The organism is Streptomyces sp. NPDC016562 (assembly GCF_043076955.1).
Taxonomy (GTDB): Bacteria; Actinomycetota; Actinomycetes; order Streptomycetales; family Streptomycetaceae; genus Streptomyces.
On record NZ_JBIBRZ010000002.1, the window covers coordinates 499,004 to 517,871 of the forward strand.

The 18,868-nt window shown below is 75.9% G+C and carries 14 protein-coding genes; 9 read left to right on the forward strand and 5 right to left on the reverse strand.

Features of this window, described 5'->3' with window-relative positions; all coding sequences use genetic code 11:
- Positions 1 to 154 precede the first annotated feature (154 nt).
- Genes ACF059_RS10090 through ACF059_RS10100 form a run of 3 tightly spaced genes read left to right on the forward strand, consistent with a single transcriptional unit; the run spans position 155 to position 3,643 of the window.
- A complete protein-coding gene (locus ACF059_RS10090) occupies positions 155 to 1,489 on the forward strand; it encodes a cobalamin biosynthesis protein CobG (RefSeq protein WP_392054047.1) in 1,335 nt (444 codons plus the stop codon).
- 4 nt (positions 1,490 to 1,493) lie between these two features.
- Positions 1,494 to 2,141: a precorrin-8X methylmutase gene (locus ACF059_RS10095; RefSeq protein WP_356881902.1), complete on the forward strand. Its 648-nt coding sequence runs from the start codon at positions 1,494 to 1,496 to the stop codon at positions 2,139 to 2,141.
- The gene (locus ACF059_RS10100; RefSeq protein ID WP_361952141.1) at positions 2,138 to 3,643 is read left to right on the forward strand and encodes a precorrin-2 C(20)-methyltransferase; all 1,506 of its coding nucleotides are present in this window, start codon (positions 2,138 to 2,140) and stop codon (positions 3,641 to 3,643) included. The genes ACF059_RS10095 and ACF059_RS10100 overlap by 4 nt, the downstream gene beginning before the upstream one ends.
- A gap of 102 nt (positions 3,644 to 3,745) precedes the next feature.
- On the opposite strand, the gene ACF059_RS10105 is transcribed toward ACF059_RS10100, so the two are convergent.
- From ACF059_RS10105 to cbiE, 3 genes are read right to left on the reverse strand one after another with little or no spacing between them, the layout of a single operon-like run.
- Entirely contained in the window at positions 3,746 to 4,588 is an 843-nt protein-coding gene (locus ACF059_RS10105; RefSeq protein ID WP_392054050.1) for a cobalt-precorrin-6A reductase, read from the reverse strand.
- Complete coding sequence (cobM, locus tag ACF059_RS10110; RefSeq protein ID WP_366864197.1) at positions 4,578 to 5,327, reverse strand: precorrin-4 C(11)-methyltransferase; 750 nt, start codon at positions 5,325 to 5,327, stop codon at positions 4,578 to 4,580. The genes ACF059_RS10105 and cobM overlap by 11 nt, the downstream gene beginning before the upstream one ends.
- Position 5,328: 1 nt before the next feature.
- The gene (gene cbiE / locus ACF059_RS10115) at positions 5,329 to 6,582 is read right to left on the reverse strand and encodes a precorrin-6y C5,15-methyltransferase (decarboxylating) subunit CbiE (RefSeq protein WP_392054053.1); all 1,254 of its coding nucleotides are present in this window, start codon (positions 6,580 to 6,582) and stop codon (positions 5,329 to 5,331) included.
- Between the two features lie 133 nt (positions 6,583 to 6,715).
- On the opposite strand from cbiE, the gene ACF059_RS10120 reads away from it, so the two are divergent.
- Positions 6,716 to 7,675, forward strand: coding sequence for an oxidoreductase (locus tag ACF059_RS10120; protein ID WP_392054056.1), 960 nt, complete (start codon positions 6,716 to 6,718; stop codon positions 7,673 to 7,675).
- A 28-nt stretch (positions 7,676 to 7,703) separates the two neighbouring features.
- Here ACF059_RS10120 and ACF059_RS10125 read toward each other — a convergent pair whose 3' ends face one another.
- Complete coding sequence (locus ACF059_RS10125) at positions 7,704 to 8,666, reverse strand: trypsin-like serine peptidase (protein ID WP_392054059.1); 963 nt, start codon at positions 8,664 to 8,666, stop codon at positions 7,704 to 7,706.
- 228 nt (positions 8,667 to 8,894) lie between these two features.
- Between ACF059_RS10125 and ACF059_RS10130 the strand changes: the two genes are divergently transcribed.
- A complete protein-coding gene (locus tag ACF059_RS10130) occupies positions 8,895 to 9,959 on the forward strand; it encodes a phosphatidylinositol-specific phospholipase C domain-containing protein (protein ID WP_392054062.1) in 1,065 nt (354 codons plus the stop codon).
- Between the two features lie 26 nt (positions 9,960 to 9,985).
- On the opposite strand, the gene ACF059_RS10135 is transcribed toward ACF059_RS10130, so the two are convergent.
- Entirely contained in the window at positions 9,986 to 10,528 is a 543-nt protein-coding gene (locus ACF059_RS10135) for a GNAT family N-acetyltransferase (protein ID WP_392054065.1), read from the reverse strand.
- Between the two features lie 137 nt (positions 10,529 to 10,665).
- Between ACF059_RS10135 and ACF059_RS10140 the strand changes: the two genes are divergently transcribed.
- From ACF059_RS10140 to ACF059_RS10155, 4 genes are all read left to right on the forward strand, one after another.
- Positions 10,666 to 11,970 (forward strand): hypothetical protein, encoded by a 1,305-nt coding sequence (locus ACF059_RS10140; protein WP_392054068.1) that lies wholly within the window; start codon positions 10,666 to 10,668, stop codon positions 11,968 to 11,970.
- Positions 11,967 to 14,006 (forward strand): hypothetical protein, encoded by a 2,040-nt coding sequence (locus ACF059_RS10145; protein WP_392054071.1) that lies wholly within the window; start codon positions 11,967 to 11,969, stop codon positions 14,004 to 14,006. Before ACF059_RS10140 ends, ACF059_RS10145 begins: the two co-directional genes overlap by 4 nt.
- 69 nt (positions 14,007 to 14,075) lie before the next feature.
- Positions 14,076 to 15,209, forward strand: a complete 1,134-nt coding sequence (locus ACF059_RS10150; protein ID WP_392054073.1) for an AAA family ATPase — start codon at positions 14,076 to 14,078, stop codon at positions 15,207 to 15,209.
- Positions 15,206 to 18,868 carry an SAV_2336 N-terminal domain-related protein gene (locus ACF059_RS10155; protein WP_392054076.1) on the forward strand — a complete coding sequence of 1,221 codons (3,663 nt, stop codon included), beginning with the start codon at positions 15,206 to 15,208 and terminating at the stop codon, positions 18,866 to 18,868. The genes ACF059_RS10150 and ACF059_RS10155 overlap by 4 nt, the downstream gene beginning before the upstream one ends.

Sequence of the window (18,868 nt, forward strand, 5' to 3'; positions counted from 1 at the left end):
AGGGGCGTGCGGTTGTGGGTGGGGTGGAGGCCGGGAGGGGGTGGGGTTTCTGGTGGGGGTGGGGGCCGGGATGGGGGGTGGGGTGACTGGTGGTGGCAGGAGGGTGGTGACGGACACAGGTCGGGGGATCGGAATCGTGGGTATGCTCGCCGCCATGCCCCAGCCCCCCTCCGCCGTATCGCGGGACGAACCCGTCATACGGGATCGCGGTGACGCATGCCCCGGTGCGCTGCGGCTGCACGCGGCGGACGACGGGTACCTCGCCCGTGTGCGGATCCCCGGCGGAGCGCTGACCGCGCGCCAGGGGTCCCTGCTCGCGCTGGCCGCCGACCGGTTCGGCGACGGGCACCTGGAGCTCACCTCCCGCGGCAACGTCCAGGTGCGCGGCCTCGCCGAGGGGTGCGGCGCCGGGCTCGCGCGGCTGCTCGACTCCGCCGGGCTGTTGCCCGCGCCCGGTCACGAGCGGGTGCGCAACATCGTGGCCACGCCCGCCTCGCAGGACGTGCTGCCCTGGGTCCGCGAACTGGACCGGCTGCTGTGCGCGAACGCGCGGGTCACCGCCCTGTCCGGGCGGTTCCTCTTCGCCTTCGACGACGGGCGCGGGGACGTGGCCGCCCTGGAGCCGGACATCACCGTGCTCGGCCGGCCGGGGGCGGGGGAGCGGGCGCTGGTGCGTCTGGGGCCGGCCGCCTCCGGCGCCGTGGCCGTCGCCGCGCAGGACGCCCCGCGCGCCGCACTGCTCGCCGCCGAGTACTTCCTCGACGCCGCCGACGCGGCCGGCACCCGGGCCTGGCGGGTGAGCGAGCTTCCCCCGGAACACGGCCTGGACGAGGGCGAGTTCGGCGCGCGGCTGGCCGCCGCCGGTATCGAGGCGACGCGCGAGGCCGCGGTGGACTGGCCGTACTGCCCGCCGCCCCAGCCCTGGGGCCGGGGCGCGGGACCGGGCCCGCGCGGAGCCCTGTGCGTCCTGCCCCCGCTGGGGCGGCTGACCACCGAACAGTGGCGGGTCTTGGTGCGGGTCGCCGAGCACGGCGATGGGCTGCGGATCACCCCGTGGCGCACCGTCATCCTGCCCGGCGCCCCGCTCGGGGAGCCGGTCGACGGCCCGGCCCTGCTGGAGGCCGCCGGGCTGGTCGTGTCCCCCGACAGTCCCTGGCTGTCCGTCACCGCCTGTACGGGGCGCCCCGGTTGCGCGAAATCCCTCGCGGACGTACGCGCCGACGCGCGCGCCCTCGTCGAGCGGGCCCTGGGGCCGCTGCCCGTGCACTGGTCCGGGTGCGAGCGCCGGTGCGGGCACCCGCGGGGGACGCAGTGGGTCGACGTGGTAGCCACGCAGGACGGCTACCGGCTCTCCGCGCACGGGCAGGCCCTGTCGCATCAGCCGTACCAGACGCACCAGCCGTACCAGCAAGGCCTACAAGACCTGGCGGACGCCCTGACGGCCGCACGCGAGATCCCCTCATCACCTCAGAGTCCGAAGACGCAGTGAAGAAATGAGCGAGTACACCGTGTTCGAGTACGAGAAGGACGGCGCCGCGATCTACCGCCAGTCCTTTGCCACGATCCGCGCCGAGGCGGACCTCTCCGGGCTGCCCGCCTCGGTCGCCCAGGTCGCGGTGCGCATGATTCACGCGTGCGGGATGACCGACCTCCCGCAGGACCTGGGGTACACCCCCGAGGTGGTGCTGCGCGCCCGCGCCGCGCTGGAGGCGGGCGCGCCGATCCTGTGCGACGTGCAGATGGTCGCGAGCGGGGTCACCCGCAAGCGCCTGCCCGCCGACAACGAGGTGATCTGCACGCTCTCGGACCCGGCGGTGCCGGAGCTGGCCGCGAAGATGGGCACCACCCGCAGCGCCGCCGCGCTCGAAGTGTGGCGCGACCGCGGCCTGTTGGAGGGCTCGGTGATCGCCGTCGGCAACGCGCCGACCGCACTGTTCCGGCTGCTGGAGATGATCGAGGAGGGCGCCCCGCGCCCGGCCGCCGTCATCGGCGTGCCCGTCGGCTTCATCGGCGCGGCCGAATCCAAGGACGCCCTCGCCGCCCACCCCTCCGGCCTCGACCACCTGATCGTGCGCGGCCGCCGGGGCGGCAGCGCCATCGCCGCCGCGGCCGTCAACGCCATTGCGAGCGTGGCCGAATGAGCACCAGGACCAGTGACGGCAAGGGGCGCCTCTACGGGGTCGGGCTCGGGCCCGGCGACCCGAACCTGATGACCCTGCGCGCCGTCGAGGTGATCGGCGAAGCCGACGTCGTCGCCTACCACAGCGCCCGGCACGGCCGTTCCATCGCCCGCTCGATCGCCGCGAAGCACCTGCGCGAGACGCACATCGAGGAGCCGCTGGTCTATCCGGTCACCACCGAGACCACCGACCACCCCGGGGGCTACCAGGGCGCGATGGAGGAGTTCTACGAGTCCGCCGCCGCCCGCCTGGCCGTCCACCTGGACGCCGGCCGGACCGTCGCCGTGCTCGCGGAGGGCGACCCGCTCTTCTACAGCTCGTACATGCACATGCACAAGCGGCTCGCGGACCGGTACGAGACCGAGGTCATCCCCGGTGTCACGTCGGTCAGTGCCGCCGCCGCCCGGCTCGGCACGCCGCTCGTGGAGGGTGAGGAGGTCCTGACCATCCTCCCCGGCACCCTGCCCGAGGAGGAGCTCACCGCCCGCCTCGCCGCCACCGATTCGGCGGTCGTGATGAAGCTCGGCCGGACCTTCCCGGCGGTGCGCGCCGCCATGGAGAACAGCGGCCGGCTCGCCGAGGCCCGCTACGTGGAACGCGCCACCATGGCCGGCGAGCGCACCGGCGTCCTCGCCGACACCGACCCCGGCAGCGTGCCGTACTTCGCCGTCGCCGTGGTGCCCAGCCGCATCGGCAACCCGGGCAGCGTGCCCTCCGGTCCCGGTGAGGTCGTGGTCGTCGGCACCGGCCCGGCGGGCCCGCTGTGGCTCACCCCGCAGACCCGGCGGGCGCTGGCCGACGCCGAGGTGCTGGTGGGCTACACCACCTATCTGGACCGGGTCCCGGTGAAGCCGGGCCAGATCCGGCACGGCTCCGACAACAAGGTGGAGTCGGAGCGCGCCGAGTTCGCGCTCGACCTCGCCCGGCGCGGACAGCGGGTGGCCGTGGTCTCCGGCGGCGACCCCGGGGTCTTCGCCATGGCCACCGCCGTCCTGGAGGTGGCCGGGCAGGCCGAGTACAAGGACGTGCCCGTACGGGTGCTGCCCGGCGTGACCGCCGCCAACGCGGCGGCCGCCGCGGCCGGGGCCCCGCTCGGTCACGACTACGCCACCATCTCGCTCTCCGACCGGCTCAAGCCGTGGGAGGTCATCGCGGAGCGCCTGCGCGCCGCCGCCTCCGCCGACCTGGTGCTCGCGCTGTACAACCCCGGCTCGCGCAGCCGGACCTGGCAGGTCGCGCAGGCGCGGGAGCTGCTGCTGGAGCTGCGCTCGCCGCAGACGCCGGTGGTCGTGGCGCGCGACGTGGGCGGCCCGGAGCAGTCGGTACGGATCGTCACGCTCGCCGAACTGGAGCCGTCCGAGGTCGACATGCGCACGCTCCTGCTGATCGGCTCCTCGCAGACCCAGGTCACCGAGCGGGCCGACGGCTCGCGGATCACGTGGACGCCGCGCCGCTACCCGTGACCGGGCGGGGCGCTCAACGACCCGTGGCCCGGGGCGGTCCGCCGCCCCGGGCCACGGGTCCTTCCACCGCGTGTCCGGCCTCGCGGGAGAGCGACGCCGGACCTACGCGGCCCCCCCGCGGCCGAGCCAGCGCAGGGCCGCCGGCACCGAGTCCGCCTCCGGTACGCCCTGGGGGACGGGCGGGCGGCGTACGACCAGGACCGGGACGCCCGCCTCGCGGGCGGCGGTGAGCTTGGGGGCGGTCGCGGAGCCGCCGCTGTCCTTGGTGACCAGGACGTCGATCCGGTGGCGGGCGATCAGTTCCCGTTCGTCGTCGAGGGTGAACGGGCCGCGCGCCAGGAGGGTTTCCAGGCGCGGCGGCACCGGCCCCTCCGGCGGGTCCACCGAACGCACCAGGAACCAGGTGTCGGTGAGGTGCGCGAAGGTGTGCAGGCCCATCCGGCCGGTGGTCAGGAACGCGCGGGAGCCGACGCCGGGCAGCAGCTGCGCCGCCCCGGCGAGGGAGTCGGTGAAGGTCCAGTCGTCGCCCGGCTGCGGGCTCCAGCCGGGGCGCCGCAGCGCCAGCAGCGGGACGCCCGTGAGCGGCTGCGCCTCGGAGGCGTGGAAACTCATCCGCTCCGCGAACGGGTGGGTGGCGTCGACGACATGGGTCACGTCGTGGCCGGCGATCCACTCCGCGAGGCCCGCGACGCCGCCGAAGCCGCCGATGCGGATCCCGCCCGGCGGGAGCACGGGCGCGGTGACCCGCCCCGCGAGCGAGGTGGTCACACGGACCGAGGGGTCGGACGCCAGCGCCTGCGCGAGCTGCCGGGCCTCCGTCGTACCGCCGAGGATCAGCACGTGGCGGGTCGGCACCTCGTGCGCCGGCTGGGCCTGCCCCGAGTGGGTCTGCCCCGCGTGGGTCTGCCCCGACTGGGTCTGCCCCGGCCGGGGTTCAGCAGACATGCCGGTCCCGCTCGGGCGAGTACAGGTGGCTGTCGCGGAACTGCTCCGCGCCCAGCGTGCGCCCCACCACGATGACCGCGGTCCGCACCAGTCCGTGCTCCTTCACCTGGGCCGCGATGTCGGCCAGGGTGCCGCGCAGGATCAGCTCGTCGGGACGGCTGGCCATCGCCACCACCGCGACCGGGCACTGGGCGCCGTAGTGCGGCAGCAGCTCGTCCACGACCCGGTCCACGTAGCGAGTGGCCAGGTGCAGCACCAGCAGGGCGCCGCTGCGGCCCAGCGTGGCCAGGTCCTCGCCGGGCGGCATCGGGGTGGCCTGCTGGGCGATGCGGGTCAAGATCACCGTCTGGCCGACGGTGGGGACGGTCAGCTCCCGCTTCAGCGCCGCGGCGGCCGCGGCGAAGGCCGGGACGCCCGGGACCACTTCGTACGGGATCCCCGCCGCGTCCAGGCGCCGCATCTGCTCCGCGACCGCGCTGAAGATGGACGGGTCGCCGGAGTGCAGCCGCGCCACGTCCTGGCCCGCCGCGTGGGCCCGTACGCACTCCTCGATGATCTCGTCGAGGTTCAGCTGCGAGGTGTCGACCAGCCGGGCGCCGTCCGGGCACTCGGCCAGCAGCTCCTGCGGGACGAGGCTGCCCGCGTACAGGCACACGGGGGCGGCGGCCAGGGTCCGCGCCCCGCGCACCGTGATCAGGTCGGCGGCGCCGGGGCCCGCCCCGATGAAGTACACGGTCATGTCAGAGATCCTTCTCGCTCGTCGACTTCGTCACTGACCACTGGGTGACCGCCATCGCCTGGCGCCAGCCCGTGAAACCGCCGACCGGCACGGCGTGCGCGACCGCCAGTTTCACCAGTTCGCCGCCGTGGCGCCGGTAGCGGTCGGTGAGGACCGCCTCCGACTCCAGGGTGACCGTGTTCACCACCAGCCGGCCGCCGGGGGCCAGCGCCGCCCAGGCCGCGTCCAGCAGGCCCGGCGCGGTCAGCCCGCCGCCGATGAACACCGCGTCGGGGGCCGGGAGCGCGACGAGCGCCTCCGGGGCGGCGCCCACCACCACGCGCAGGCCGGGCACGCCGAGGGCCGCCGCGTTACGGGAGATCCGCGCGGCCCGCTCCGGTACGCGCTCCACCGCCACCGCCCGGCACGAGGGGTGCGTGCGCATCCACTCGATGCCGATGGACCCGGAGCCCCCGCCGATGTCCCACAGGAGCTCGCCGGGGGCCGGGGCCAGGGCGCACAGGGTGGCGGCGCGGACGTGGCGCTTGGTGAGCTGGCCGTCGTGTTCGTACGCGGCGTCCGGCAGGCCGGGGGTCGCGCCGAGCCGGGGCGCGTCGTGGGCGGGGTCCCGGCGGCAGTCGAGGGCCACCACGTTCAGGGGGTCGCCGGGCGCGTGGTCCCAGCTCTCCGCGCGGCCCTCGTACGCGTCCTCGCGCTCGGACCCGAGCTGTTCCAGCACCCGCATCCGGCTCGGGCCGAAGCCCCGCTCCCGGAGCAGAGCGGCGATCTCGCCCGGGGACGCCGCTCCGGCGCTGAGCACCAGCACCCGGCGTCCTTCGTGCAGCGCGGCCGCGATCCGGGCCACCGGGCGGCCGACCACCGTGATCACCTCGGTGTCCTCCACCGGCCAGCCCAGGCGGGCGCAGGCGTAGGAGACGGACGAGGGGTGGGGGTGGACCAGCAGGGCCTGCGGCCCGAGCTCCTCGGCGAGGGCGCGGCCGATCCCGTAGAACATCGGGTCCCCGCTGGCCAGCACCGCGATCCGGCGGCCGGCGTGCTCGGCCATCAGCTTCGGTACCGCCGGGCGCAGCGGGCTCGGCCAGGAGACGCGCAGGCCGGTGCAGGCGTCGGCGGGCAGCAGGTCCAGCTGGCGCGGCCCGCCGATCAGCACGTCGGCCGAGGCCAGCGCGGACCGGGCGGCGGCGGTGAGCCCGGCCCAGCCGTCCGCGCCGAGACCGACGACCGTCACTGGTATGGGGGGCGGTGCGGAGCTCACTGCGCGATACCTCGGGGACGGGAAGGGACGGGGTGCGGACCCGCAGCCTACTGGCCTGCACGGACGACCCCCGCTGCCACCCCTCGCCGAGGCCCGTCTACCCTCGGTAACCACCGCTCGTGAGGGAGTCGACATGCCCGGCTGGAACGCCACGAACATCCCCGACCAGAGCGGCCGGACCGCCGTCGTGACGGGGGGCAACAGCGGGATCGGCTTCGTCACCGCCCGCGAACTCGCGCGGCGCGGCGCCCGCGTCGTCCTGGCCTGCCGCAGCGCCGCCCGCGGGAAAGCCGCCGAGGTGCGGCTGCGGGCGCAGGTGCCGGGCGCCGAGGTGGAGTTCCTCCCGCTGGACCTGGCCGACCTGGCCTCCGTACGGGAGTTCGCCGCGGCCTACGCGAAGCGCCGCGCGTCCCTGGACCTGCTGGTCAACAACGCGGGGGTGATGGCCCTGCCGTACGGGCGCACCGCCGACGGGTTCGAGACGCAGTTCGGGGTCAACCACCTCGGCCACTTCGCGCTGACCGGGCTGCTGCTGCCGAGGCTGCGGGCCGCCGGCCCCGGCGCCCGGATCGTGAACGTCTCCAGCAACCTGCACGTCCTGGGAAGCCTCCGCGGCCACGACCTCGTCGACCCCGAGGCCCTGGGCAGCGGCGGCGGCCCGCACGGCTACCGGCGCTGGGCGGCCTACGGCCGCTCCAAGACGGCCAACCTCCTCTTCACGCACGAGCTGTCGCGGCGCTTCGCCGCCGCCGGCTTCCCGATCACGGCCGCCACGGCCCACCCCGGCTACGCCTCCAGCAACCTGCACGCCGGAGCGGCGAAGCTGGAGGGCCCCAGCCTCGTCTCGCGCCTGGCGGCGTTCACCAACACGGTCGTCGCCCAGTCCACGGCCGCGGGCGCGCTGCCCACCCTGTACGCGGCCACCGCGCCCGGGGTCCGGCCGGACGCGTTCATAGGGCCGCGGTTCGGCTGGCGCGGAGCGCCGGTGCGGTCGCGGCGGGCGGGGTGGACCCTCGACGACAGGTCCGGCGAACTGCTCTGGGCCGCCTCCGAGAAGCTCACGGGCGTCTCGTACGCGTCCTTGCCGGGCTGAGCGGGGGGCCTGGGGGCCGAGCCGGGACTTACTTGACGGCGCGCTCGTACAGGGCCCGGGCCGCGTCGCCGAAGTAACTGCTGTACGAGCTCTCGTCGTCGCCGCCCCCGTCGCGGCCGCCGATCACTCCGATCAGGGTGCGCCGGTCGGTCAGCACCGGGCCGCCGCTGGTGCCGTTGGGGACGTCCGCGCAGTCCAGCCGCACCTGCGTCGGCCCGGCCGCGACGGCGGTGTTGCGGCACTCCAGGGGCTGCTCGGACCCGTTCGAGTAGCCCACCAGCCGTGCGGGCGCCGGCAGTTCGGGCCGGAAGGCGATGGTCTCGGCCCCGGTGACGTCCTCCAGCCGCTGGCCCGGGTATCCCGGACGGCGCAGCCGGACGAAGGCGAGGTCGTGGTCGGGGTCCTGGTCCTCGGTCCAGCGCGGGTCCACGTCGATCCGGGCGGGCACCCAGACGCCGTACGGCGCCACGCCGTCCCGGTAGCCGGGGACGAAGGCGAGGTTGGTGCGGAAGCCGCGGCCGTACACGCAGTGGGCCGCGGTGGCGATGAGGTCGCCGGCGGGGGAGTGGACCACGACGCCCGAGCAGTGGTGGTCCGGGTCGCCGTCGGCGCCGGGGGAGAAGAGCGCGCCGATCGCGGGCTCGGCGGCGGCGGGCCGGGCCTCCAGGGGGTCCGAGGGCTGCCACCCGGCGGACCGCCAGTCCACCGCGGCGCCCCCGTCGGCGAAGGCGTGGCCGTCCGTCGGCGGCTCCGCGTCCTCGCGGACGATCCCGTCGAGCACGGCGGCAGCGGTCTTGTCCGCGCGCTCGGGGTCCTGCTGGTAGGTGCCCTGGGACGGATCGCCGTCCGCGCGGTTGGCGGCGATGCCGCGCAGCTCCCAGGCCACGTACCCGGTGCCCGCGAGCACCACGGTGCACAGGAGGCCGAATACGACGGAGCCGCGCGCGGCCCGGCCCCGTTCCCGCCCCCGCCCGTGAACCTTGCTGACCATGTGGCACTCCCACCCCGCAGACACGTCCGACTCCTCGTTCGATGGGAGCGCGCCGTCCCGGGTTCCGGCTGCGGGACGTGTCCGTTCTCACAACCCGCCCCCTCGCCCCGTGCACGTCACTGCGCGGCCTTCCGCTCGTCATCCAACTGGCTTACGCTCCACGCGATTTGACGTGCACATGGTCGAGCGGCCCAGCTGGCGGACGGCCACCTGGCTGACGGGAGTCGGATGATGAGAATACGGAACCGGGTGGCGGGCGCGGTGACCGCAGGGCTGGCGGCCGTGGCCCTCGCGCTGGGCACGGCCCCGGCCGGCGCGTCGGCGGCCGGGGCGGCAGCGGCCGTCGAGGGTCTCCCGTACGCGGGATCGACCGGTGTGGGCGTGCACAACGCCTACGAGAAGACCAAGTACCCCTACTTCGCGGACGCGTTGGACTCCGGCGCGGCCATGCTCGAACTCGACGTGTGGACCAACTTCTTCGGAAGCTCCTGGCGGGTCTCGCACAACAACCCGTTCGGCAACGACAGCAACTGCGAGAACGCCACCACCGCGGCCCAGCTGCGCACCAAGTCCCGCAACCAGAACCTGGCGGGCTGCCTCGCCGACATCCGCAGCTGGCACGACGCCCACCCCGGCCACCGGCCGATCGTCCTCAAGCTGGAGCTCAAGGACGGCTTCGCCGCGAACCTCGGCCGCGGCCCGGCCGACCTCGACGCGCTCGTGACCGGCAAGCTCGGCGACGCCCTCTACCGTCCCGGCCAGCTCGCGGCCGGACACCCCGACCTCGACACGGCCGCTCGCGCCGGGGCCTGGCCCAGCCGCGCCGCGCTGGCGGGCAAGTTCATCGTCGAGCTGATCCCCGGCACCGTGGAGGAGGGCAACAGCTCCGACACCCTGTGGACCGACCGCGAGTACGCCACCCACCTGCGCTCCCTCGCCGCCCAGGGCCGGCTCGGGCAGGCCGCCGCCTTCCCCGCGGTGCACCGGGCCGAGGCCGGCGACCCGCGCGCCCGCTACGCCGACGCCGGGCTGCGCCCCTGGTTCGTCGTCTTCGACGGGGATGCGAGCGCGTACGCCGGGGGCTCCATCGACACGGGCTGGTACGACCGCAACCACTACCTGCTGATCGCCACCGACGCCCACAACGTCGCCCCGGCCATCGACGGCACCCACCCGACCGAGGCCCAGGCCCGCGACCGCCTCACCCTCCTGGCCGGCCACCACGCCTCGGTGATCTCCGCCGACTGGTACCCGCTGCCCCAGGTCCTGGCGACGGTGGTGCCGCGCGGGTAAAGCTGTGATGGATGGGGAGACGCTCTCTAGCCGCCCGGCTGCGCACCCGGCTCAGAGCCCGGCCCGGGTGTGCGGCGGCGGGTCAGGACGCGGGTGGTGGTGCCGTCGTCCTCCTGGACGTCGCGGTCGTGGGTGAAGCCGGTGCGCGTCAGCAGGGCCAGGGAGGCGGTGTTGGGCGCGGCCACGGTGGCGTGGACTTCGGTCAGGCCGAGGGAGTCGAAGCCGTATGCGACGATCGCCTCCGCGAGCTCCGTACCGAGGCCCGAGCCCCAGGCCTCGGGGGCCAGCGCGTAGATGATCTCGTGGCCGTCGACCTCGTCGGTCCGCTTGATCTCGGCGTGCCCGATCAGGCGGCCGTGGCGGCGCACCGCCCAGACGTCGAAGAGGTCCTCGGCGTAGACCTTCGTGAAGACCCGCCCGAACAGGGCGCGGTCCTCGGCCTCGGTGGTGGGGCCGTCCCCCATCCACCGGGACACGCGGGTGTCCTGGAAGAGGGCCACGAAGGCCTCCTCGTCCTCGGGGACGTACGGGTCGAGGACCAGGCGAGCGGTGCGCAGTACGGGAGTCACGAACGGCGAGGCTACCTGCCCGGCCGCGGCCCGGCCCCGTACGGGTCCAGGGCTGAACTCGGCGTTCCGGGTTCCCGGTTCGCCCCGCGGCGCTAGGGTGCGGGCGGGGGCGACTGCGCGAGGGGGGCGGGCCTGCGATGCGTTTTCTCTTTGTCCATGGCACGGGGGTGCGGCGCGAGCGGCACGACAGGCTGTTCGCGCTGGTCCGGGAACGGCTGACGGCCCGGTTCCCCGACGCGGCCGTCGAATCCTGCTACTGGGGCGACCGGTTCGGCGCGACGCTCGGCGCGGGCGGCCGCTCCGTACCGGGCCTGCGGCCTCGGCCGCTGCCGGAGGGCCCGCCGGACCCCGTCGACGCGGAGACGGCCGAGTGGGCGCTGCTGCTCGCCGACCCGTTGTGCGAGCTCAGGGTCCTCGCCGAAGCAGGCTGGGACGGGGTGGGGACAAGAGCGGACGGGCCGGACGGGCCGGACGACGACCGCGACGACGCCCACCACGACGACCGCGACGACGGCTTCGCGATGCCCGGCGTCCAGCCCGCCGGGCAGCGCGTGCTCGGGCTGCTCGCCGCGTTGGCGCCCGCGCCGCCGCCCGACGGGGACGAGCTCGGCGCCCTGCTCCACGCCACCGGCCTCGCGGCGGGCTACCCCGCCGCCCTGGACTGCGCCGCCGGCTCCGCCGAAGCGGCCGGGGCCGCGGCCCGCGCCACCGGTGAGGCGCAGGCGCGCGAGGTGGCCACCGCGCTCGCCCGGGCCGTCACCGCCGCCGCGCTCGCCCTGGCCGGAGCCGAGGCCGACTGCACCGGCGCCGAACGGGACCGGATCGTCGAGCTGCTCACCACCCGCCTCGGAGGCGACGCCCGGTTCCCCGGCGCCCGCGCGGCCGCCGTCCTCGGCCGGCTCGCCCTGCGGGTCACCACCCAGCCCCTGCTCAACGCCCGGCGCGGCGCCCTCACCGTCGGCGCCACCCCCGCGCTCGGCGACATCCTGCGCTACCAGGCCCGCGGCCACGGCCTGCGGGAGTTCCTGCACGAGCGGATCGCCGCCCGCCCGGGGCCGACCGTACTGATCGGCCACAGCCTCGGCGGGATCGCCCTGGTGGACCTCCTCGCGCTCGCCGCCGCCCGCGGCACGGCCGTCCCCGGGGCGCACCTGCTGGTCACCGTCGGCTCCCAGGCGCCGTTCCTCTACGAACTCGGCGCGCTGACCGCGCTGGAGCCCGGCGAGAAGCTCCCGCACGGCTTCCCGCGCTGGCTCAACGTCTACGACCGCCACGACGTCCTCGCCTACCTCGCCGGTCCCGTCTTCCCCGGCGACCCCCGCGTCAGCGACCACGAGGTCACCAGCCGCCAGCCCTTCCCCGCCTGCCACAGCGCCTACTGGAAACAGGACTCCCTCTACGAGCGGATCGAACAGGCGGTGGCCGAAGCGGAGATCGGGTGACCCCCGCCGACCTGCTGCCCCCGTCCCTCGGGCCGCAGCGCACCTTCGCGCTCGTCGCGGGGGTCGAGCGCTACGAAATCAGCCACCGCTGGAACCTGCGAGGTCCGGCCCGCGACGCCCTGCGCTTCGCCCACTGGCTGACCGGGCCCGCCCAGGTCCCGCCGGGCAACGTCCGGCTGCTGCTGTCCCCGCTCGACGCCCCCGAGTCCCTCGACTGGTCGCAGTCCCCGGCCATGGCGGAGCTGCGGACGACGCACCGGCCGGCCACCGAGGAGAACGTGAAGTCGGCGCTGCTCGACGAACTCCCGCAGTGCGACGGCGACCTGCTGTGGATCTTCTGGGCCGGGCACGGCTACCTGGGGCCGCGCCACGAGCTCATCCTGCCCTGCGCGGACGCCCGTCCCGGCCAGATCAGACACCTCAACCTCGACTCGGCGCTGCGCTGGTGGCGGACCGACCTCGTCAAACAGCGCCGCTTCCCGCTCCAGGCCGCCCTCGTGGACTCCTGCCGGGTCGACGCTCCCCGCGACACCCGCTGGAATTTCGGCACCACCGATTACGGCGGCGGCAGTTCGGTCCCCGGACGGCGGCAGTTCCGGCTCTACGCCTCCCGCGAGGGCGAGGCCGCGCAGAACGACGCCGAGCGCGGCGCGGGCCGCTTCACCGAGGCCCTGCTCGGCGAACTGGGGCAGCGCTCCGTACGGGAGAGCGTCACCGGGCTGCCCGGCGCCGCGCGCAGCATCCACCGCACCTTCCAGGAGCGGCGCGAGCGCGGCGAGGGCTGGCAGCTGCCGCAGTTCGTCGTGGACCGGGACTGGGACGCCTGCTCCTTCCTCGGCCTGCCCGGCGAGGACCCGCTCGGGGCCCCCACCTGCCGGACGGCCCGGCTCGACCAGCAGGCCTGGGACGGGCTCGGTGAGCTCTTCGAAGGCCGCGAGCTGCCACGGTGCGCCTATGAGGCCTACGTCTGGGCGTTCAAGGTGGCCGGCTGCGCGGCCCCGGTGGGCGTCGGCCTGCCGTGCGACAGCCTCCTCGACGTGGTCCAGGACCTCGACGAGCGTCAGGGCGGGCGCGGTGGGATGCCGCTGGCCGTGCCCTTCGTACGGTTCCTCGCGGAGCGGGCCGCGGTGGGCGACGCGCCGTGGGCCGCGCGGCTGCGGGCCTGGGTGGGCGCCACCCGCGAGCGCCTCGCCCTGCCCGCGCTGCCCCCGCCCCCGCCGCCGCCGCGCCGCGCGGTCGTGCACGTCCGGCTGGAGACCCCACCGGGCGGGGAGCCGGGCTTCCTGGCCCGGATGTGGCTGCGGGGCGAACGGGCCGAGCACATATGGGAGTCGCAGGGGCACCGCCTGCGGCTGGAGGGCGTACGGGAGGAGCTCGTGCGGCAGCTCGCCCTCCTCGGCGCGGAGCCGCACGGGATCGTGGACCGCATCGAGTTCCACGTGCCGTACGAGCTGCTCGACGCCGACTTCGACCAGTGGCCGGTGCCGCGCGGCCGGGCCGGCAAGCACCGCGCCCTGGGCCTGCTCTACCAGGTGGTGGTGTGCTGCCCGGAGGAACGGGCGGACACCCGCGCCGAGTGGCACGCCAGCTGGCGCTGGCTGTGCGCCCGCGGCGGCCGGCACCCCGACGCCGTCCGGGTGGTGCGGGACGCCGAGGTCACCGACGCGCTCGGGATGGAGCTGGCGGCGGGGCCCGCGCCCGCCTGCGTCCTGGCGCACACGACGGCCGCCCCGGACGCCGGGCTGCTGGAAGCCGTGCTCGAAGCGGGCGTGCCGGTCGCGGTCTGGCGGCGCGGCGGCGGCGTACCGGCTCCCGCGCTCCTCGACCTGCTCGCCCCGGCCGGGGCGGACGGCCGCCCCGACCCCGGCGCACTGGACGTACTCGCCCTGCCGGCCCGCGTGCGGGAGGTGCGCCGGGCGGCCGCGGGGGCGGGCGCGGGACCCGTACGCGCCCATCAACCACCGTCGGAGGCAGACCAGTTGGTGCTGTTGTGGGACGATCCCGACGACGTGCCGGGCCTGCGGTCCCTGGCCTGACGCCCCCGACCTGCCGACGACCCCCGACCCCCACCCCCGACCCCCGATCCGTGACGGACGGCAACACCGATGATGGAGGCACAGGCAGTGGCGAAGGACTGGTGGCTGTACCGAGGGGCCGGTGAGGGCGCGGACCGGCGCGCACGCCTGGAGGCCGGATCCCCGCCGCCCTGGCGGGACTTCACCGGCACCCCCGACCCCGGGTACACGCCCCCCGGCTGCGAGGGGCCGGCCTGGGAGCGCACCTGGCGGCGCGGCGAGGGCTACGTACCCGACGAGCCGGAGAAGGACGTGGTGAACACCGCCCTGCACCTGCGCCGGCCGCTGCTGATCACCGGGCGGCCGGGCGTCGGCAAGTCCACGCTCGCCTACAGCATCGCGGCGGACCTGGGCCTGGGACCCGTACTGCACTGGCCGATCACCAGCCGGACCGTCCTGCGGGACGGGCTGTACCTGTACGACGCGATCGGGCGGCTCCAGGAGGCCGGGCTGGAGCAGCTGCGCACCCCGGGCGCCGCCGGCGCACCGTCCGGCACCGTCCCCGGCGGTCCCACCGGCACCCTCCCCGTCGCACCCTCCGGCACCGTCCCCGGCGCCGCCCCCGCCCCCGCACCCTCGATCTCCCGCTACCTGCGCCTCGGGCCGCTCGGCACCGCCCTGCTCGCGCAGGACCGGCCCCGCGTGCTGCTCGTCGACGAGATCGACAAGAGCGACATCGACCTCCCGGGCGACCTCCTCACCGTCTTCGAGGACGGCGGTTTCGTCATCCCCGAGCTGGCCCGCCTCGCCCAGGAGGACCCGACCGTCGCCATCGGCACCGACGACGACCCCGACGCGGCCGTCCGGATCACCCAAGGCCGCGTCCAGTGCCGGTACTTCCCCGTCGTCGTCCTCACCAGCAACGGCGAGCGCGACTTCCCGCCGGCCTTCCTGCGCCGCTGCGTCCGCCTCCACCTGGAGCCGCCCGGTCCGGAGAAGCTGGCCCGCATCGTGCGCCGCCGGCTCGGCGTCGACATCGAGGACAGTACGGAGTACCAGGAACTCGTCCGCAGCTTCCTCGACCGCGCCGAGGACGGGGACCTGGCCACCGACCAGCTCCTGAACGCCATCCAGCTCCGCCTCGCCGGCGCCTGGTCGGCGCCCGGCGACCGCGACCGGTTCCTGGCCACCGTCATGCAGCACCTGAACGGGCCCTCGGTGTGATCGAGCAGCTGCTCGCCGCCTTCGCCGACGGCGCCGACGACAGCGGCCCGAACCCCGGGATCGGGGCGGAGGAGATCGCCGACATCCTGTGGCTGGCGGCCCGGGTCGACGCGGGCCGCGAGGCCGCCGCGCCGGGCACGCCCGCCACCGGCCCCGCGGGCGAGCGGCCACCGGAGCCCGAACCCGGAGCGGCGTCGCCCGAGGCCGGTCCGGCCCCCGACGACTCGCCCGCGCCCGGTGACCCCGCGGGGGGCGAGGGCGCCGTACGGCTCTTCCCGGCCACCGTACGCGAGCCCACCGCGATCCCGGCCGACCCCGGCGGCCCCGCCACGGGACTGCGGGGCACACCGCTGCGGCTGCCCCGGGCCGCCTCCCTCGACGACCCGCTCGCCCTGATGCGCTCCCTGCGCCCCGTCGGCCGGCGTTCCATCGGCGGCCCCGGAGAGGAGCTGGACGAGCAGCTCACCGTGGAACGCAGCATCGAGCGCATGGTGGTGACCCCGGTCCTGCGCCCCGCCGAGAGCCGCTGGCTGGACCTGGCGCTCGTCGTCGACACGCACCACTCGATGCTGCTCTGGGCGGACCTCGTGGACGAGCTGCGCCGCGTGTTCACCCGTAGCGGGGTCTTCCGCGACGTCCGTACCTGGCAGCTGACGGGCACCGGTTCCGGCGCCACCCCGATGGTCACCCGCGGCCGCGGCGGCCCGCCCCGCAACCCCCTCGAACTGGCCGACCCGGCGGGCCGCCGGCTGATCCTCGTCGTGTCCGACACCGTGGCGGAGGGCTGGCGCGAGGCGCCCGTGCAGGGCGTGCTCCGGCACTGGTGCGCGCACAACGCCGTGGCCGTCCTGAACGTGCTGCCCGAACGGCTCTGGACCCGCGGCGCCGTACGGCCGGTGCCCTTCGCCGTCCGCGCCGACCGGCCGGCGGCCGCCACCCGCTCCTGGCAGCAGGTGCCGGCCGTCCGCCGCGCCCGCCCCGGCCGCCGCCGCCGCGCCGCCGCGGCGGTGGTCCCGGTGGTCGGCGTCGCCCCGGGCAGCCTGGCCCGGCTGGTGCGCGTGGTATCCGGGGACGGCCGGTGGCGGCGGCTGGCCTGCCTGCGCCTGGACGCGGAGCCGGGGTCCGTGAGCGCGAAGTCCGCGAGCCGCCCGGGCGAGCCCGCCCCGGGCGGCGGCGCCCGCAGCGCACTGGAGGCCGTGGAACACTTCCGCGCCCACGCCTCCCCGACCGCGCAGCAGCTCGCCGCCCACCTGGCCGCCGTACCGCTGACCCTGCCGGTGATGACCCTGGTCCGGCGCTCCCTGCTGCGCGACTCCGAACACGGCCACCTGGCGGAGGTCGCCCTGGGCGGGCTGTTCGAGCCGTGGGGGGCCGGACAGGACCCCGAGAGCGTGGAGTTCGCGTTCCTGCCCGGCGTACGGGAGGCCCTGCTCGGCTCGCAGCTGCGCGGGGACGTGGCCGCCGTACGGGAACTGGTGCGCCGGCGCGTCTGGGAGTTCATGTCCCGCAACCGGGGCCCCGGCCCGGACTTCTCCGCGACCCGGGTCACTGGGCGACGGGACGGCCGCCGCCGGGTACCCGACGGGGCCCTGCCCTTTGCGGCGAAGCCGCAGCCGCACGACCTGCCGGAGCCCGGCCTGCGCGAGCGCGTCGTACGGGTCCGCTACGACACCCTGCCGGAACCGCAGGAGGTGGGCACCCTGCTGACACCGCGGCTGGTGCTCACCGTCGGCGACGCGGCGCTCTCCCGGTCGACGGTCGCCTGGGTGCGGGCCGGTGACCGGGAGGTGCCCTGCCGCCCGGTGTGGTGGGACGACGCGGCGCCCCGGGTGTTCCTGCTGCTCGCCGACGAGGACCTGGTGGAGCGGGGTCCGGACCGGGATCCGGCGTTCTGGTCCGAGCCCCTCGCCTGGTCGACGGACGAGCCCGGCGCGGGCGCCGTCCGGCTCCGCGTCGACGGCCGCACGGACCAGGGGGAGCCGGTCGCGCTCACCGGCGAGGTGGTCCCGTACGAGGGGGCCCGCAACGGCGAGCTGGTGCGGCTCTCCGCCGAGCCCGAGAGCTGGACGCACTACCGTGGCGGCCCCGTCTCGGCCGACGGGCGGCTGACCGGCGTCGTCCACGGGGTCTGGCCGGACCGCATGGTGTTCCTGTCGGGCCCCGCCCTCCTGGACCAGCCGGGCTTCCGCGCGGCCCTGGCCGACCACGCGCGGGCACACCTGACGGCGGCCGCCGGGTCCGCCTCCGGGGGCGCGGTACGGGAGGTGTGCCTGGCGCTGCAGCCCGGTGACGGCGGCGCGTACCCGATCGGCGGCTCGCCGGACCAGGAGGTGGTCCACGTGCTGACACGGCTCATGGGGGACGCCCGGGTGGCCGGGGAGCTGACCGGTGGGGAGGGCGGACCGGTCCTCGTGCTGCTGGACGCGCCCGGCGCCCTGGCCAAGGCGGGCCGGCTGCTGTCCGAACTGCCCGGCGCGTGGGCCGCGTCGGGCGACCGGCGGACGGAGGGGCTGCAGCCCCCTCTCGGCGTCGGCGTGGCGACCGGAGCGGCGGAGGCCGTCCGGCTCGTCGAGCACCCGCAGTTCGTGGAGGCCGGCCGGCGGTCCGAGAGGTCCCGCTCACCCCTCCTCGCGCTCTCCCGCCACCTCGGCGGGGACCTCGACGCGCTGCTGTCGCCCGGCGCGCTGAGCCCCCTGGGATCGCAGGCCTGGTTCTTCGACGGCGACTTCGCGCGCCTCGGACGCGCCCTGATGGAGGCCGCCGGACGCCTGGACGAGGGCGTCAGCTGGCCGACCTGCGGCCTTGACGTCCCGCAGGCCGATCCGGCGGGGTGCACCGGCATCCGGCTGACCGGCCACGACCGGTGCCTCGCCCATGTGGAGGGCCCGGAGCGCAGCGCCTACCTCAGGACGCTGAGGCACCTGCCGAGGGTGGACCTGCGGGGCACCACCTTCGAGGACGGGCTGCTCGGCGAGGTCCTGGAAGCCTTGAAGGAGCACGAGTCGGGACGCGTCCTGCTGGGCGAGGCCGCCTTCGACCACGCGCGTTTCGTGGACGACTGGCCGGACGTGCGATCCACGTTCAGTGGCCGCAGCTCCTTTCAGTGCGCGGTCTTCGAGGGACGGGCGGAGTTCGAAGAGGTGTCGTTCGGAGGAGCGGCCTCCTTCGACGACGCGGTGTTCCGGCGGGGCGCCACCTTCGAACGGAGCCTGTTTCATCGGAGCGCCTCCTTCCGGCGGGCGCGCTTCGGCGACGGCGCCGGGTACGCGTGGGCCGTCTTCACGGAGGACGCCTCCTTCGCGCGAGCGGTGTTCGAGGCGGAGGCGGACCTCACCGGGATCCGGGCCACGGGGCCGGCGGACTTCACCCTCACGGTCTTCGAAGGGCCGGTCGCACTGGACACGGCGGCGTTCTCCGCCGCCGTGTCCTTCGCGCATGCGAGGTGGGACCGGGAGGTGGTGGCACGCGACGTCTCGTTCGGGGGGCCGGTGAGTCTGCGCCACGCGCGGTTCCGGGCGCCGGCGCGGTTCGAGGCCGTGCGCCTGGGGTCCGGGGCCGGGGCCGGGACGCCGTTCGGCGACGCGGCCGACCGCTGGATCGTGCACGGTCGCTCGTCCGGCGCCTGGGACATCACGCTGGCGGACCCCGGCGGGGCCTGA

Excerpts from the sequence above, each read along its gene's own strand:
- ACF059_RS10090 (WP_392054047.1), top strand. The coding sequence starts at position 155 with ATGCCCCAGCCCCCCTCCGCCGTATCGCGGGACGAACCCGTCATACGG.
- ACF059_RS10095 (WP_356881902.1), top strand. The coding sequence starts at position 1,494 with ATGAGCGAGTACACCGTGTTCGAGTACGAGAAGGACGGCGCCGCGATC.
- ACF059_RS10100 (WP_361952141.1), top strand. The coding sequence starts at position 2,138 with ATGAGCACCAGGACCAGTGACGGCAAGGGGCGCCTCTACGGGGTCGGG.
- ACF059_RS10105 (WP_392054050.1), bottom strand. The coding sequence starts at position 4,588 with ATGTCTGCTGAACCCCGGCCGGGGCAGACCCAGTCGGGGCAGACCCAC.
- cobM (WP_366864197.1), bottom strand. The coding sequence starts at position 5,327 with ATGACCGTGTACTTCATCGGGGCGGGCCCCGGCGCCGCCGACCTGATC.
- ACF059_RS10120 (WP_392054056.1), top strand. The coding sequence starts at position 6,716 with ATGCCCGGCTGGAACGCCACGAACATCCCCGACCAGAGCGGCCGGACC.
- ACF059_RS10125 (WP_392054059.1), bottom strand. The coding sequence starts at position 8,666 with ATGGTCAGCAAGGTTCACGGGCGGGGGCGGGAACGGGGCCGGGCCGCG.
- ACF059_RS10130 (WP_392054062.1), top strand. The coding sequence starts at position 8,895 with ATGATGAGAATACGGAACCGGGTGGCGGGCGCGGTGACCGCAGGGCTG.
- ACF059_RS10140 (WP_392054068.1), top strand. The coding sequence starts at position 10,666 with ATGCGTTTTCTCTTTGTCCATGGCACGGGGGTGCGGCGCGAGCGGCAC.
- ACF059_RS10150 (WP_392054073.1), top strand. The coding sequence starts at position 14,076 with ATGATGGAGGCACAGGCAGTGGCGAAGGACTGGTGGCTGTACCGAGGG.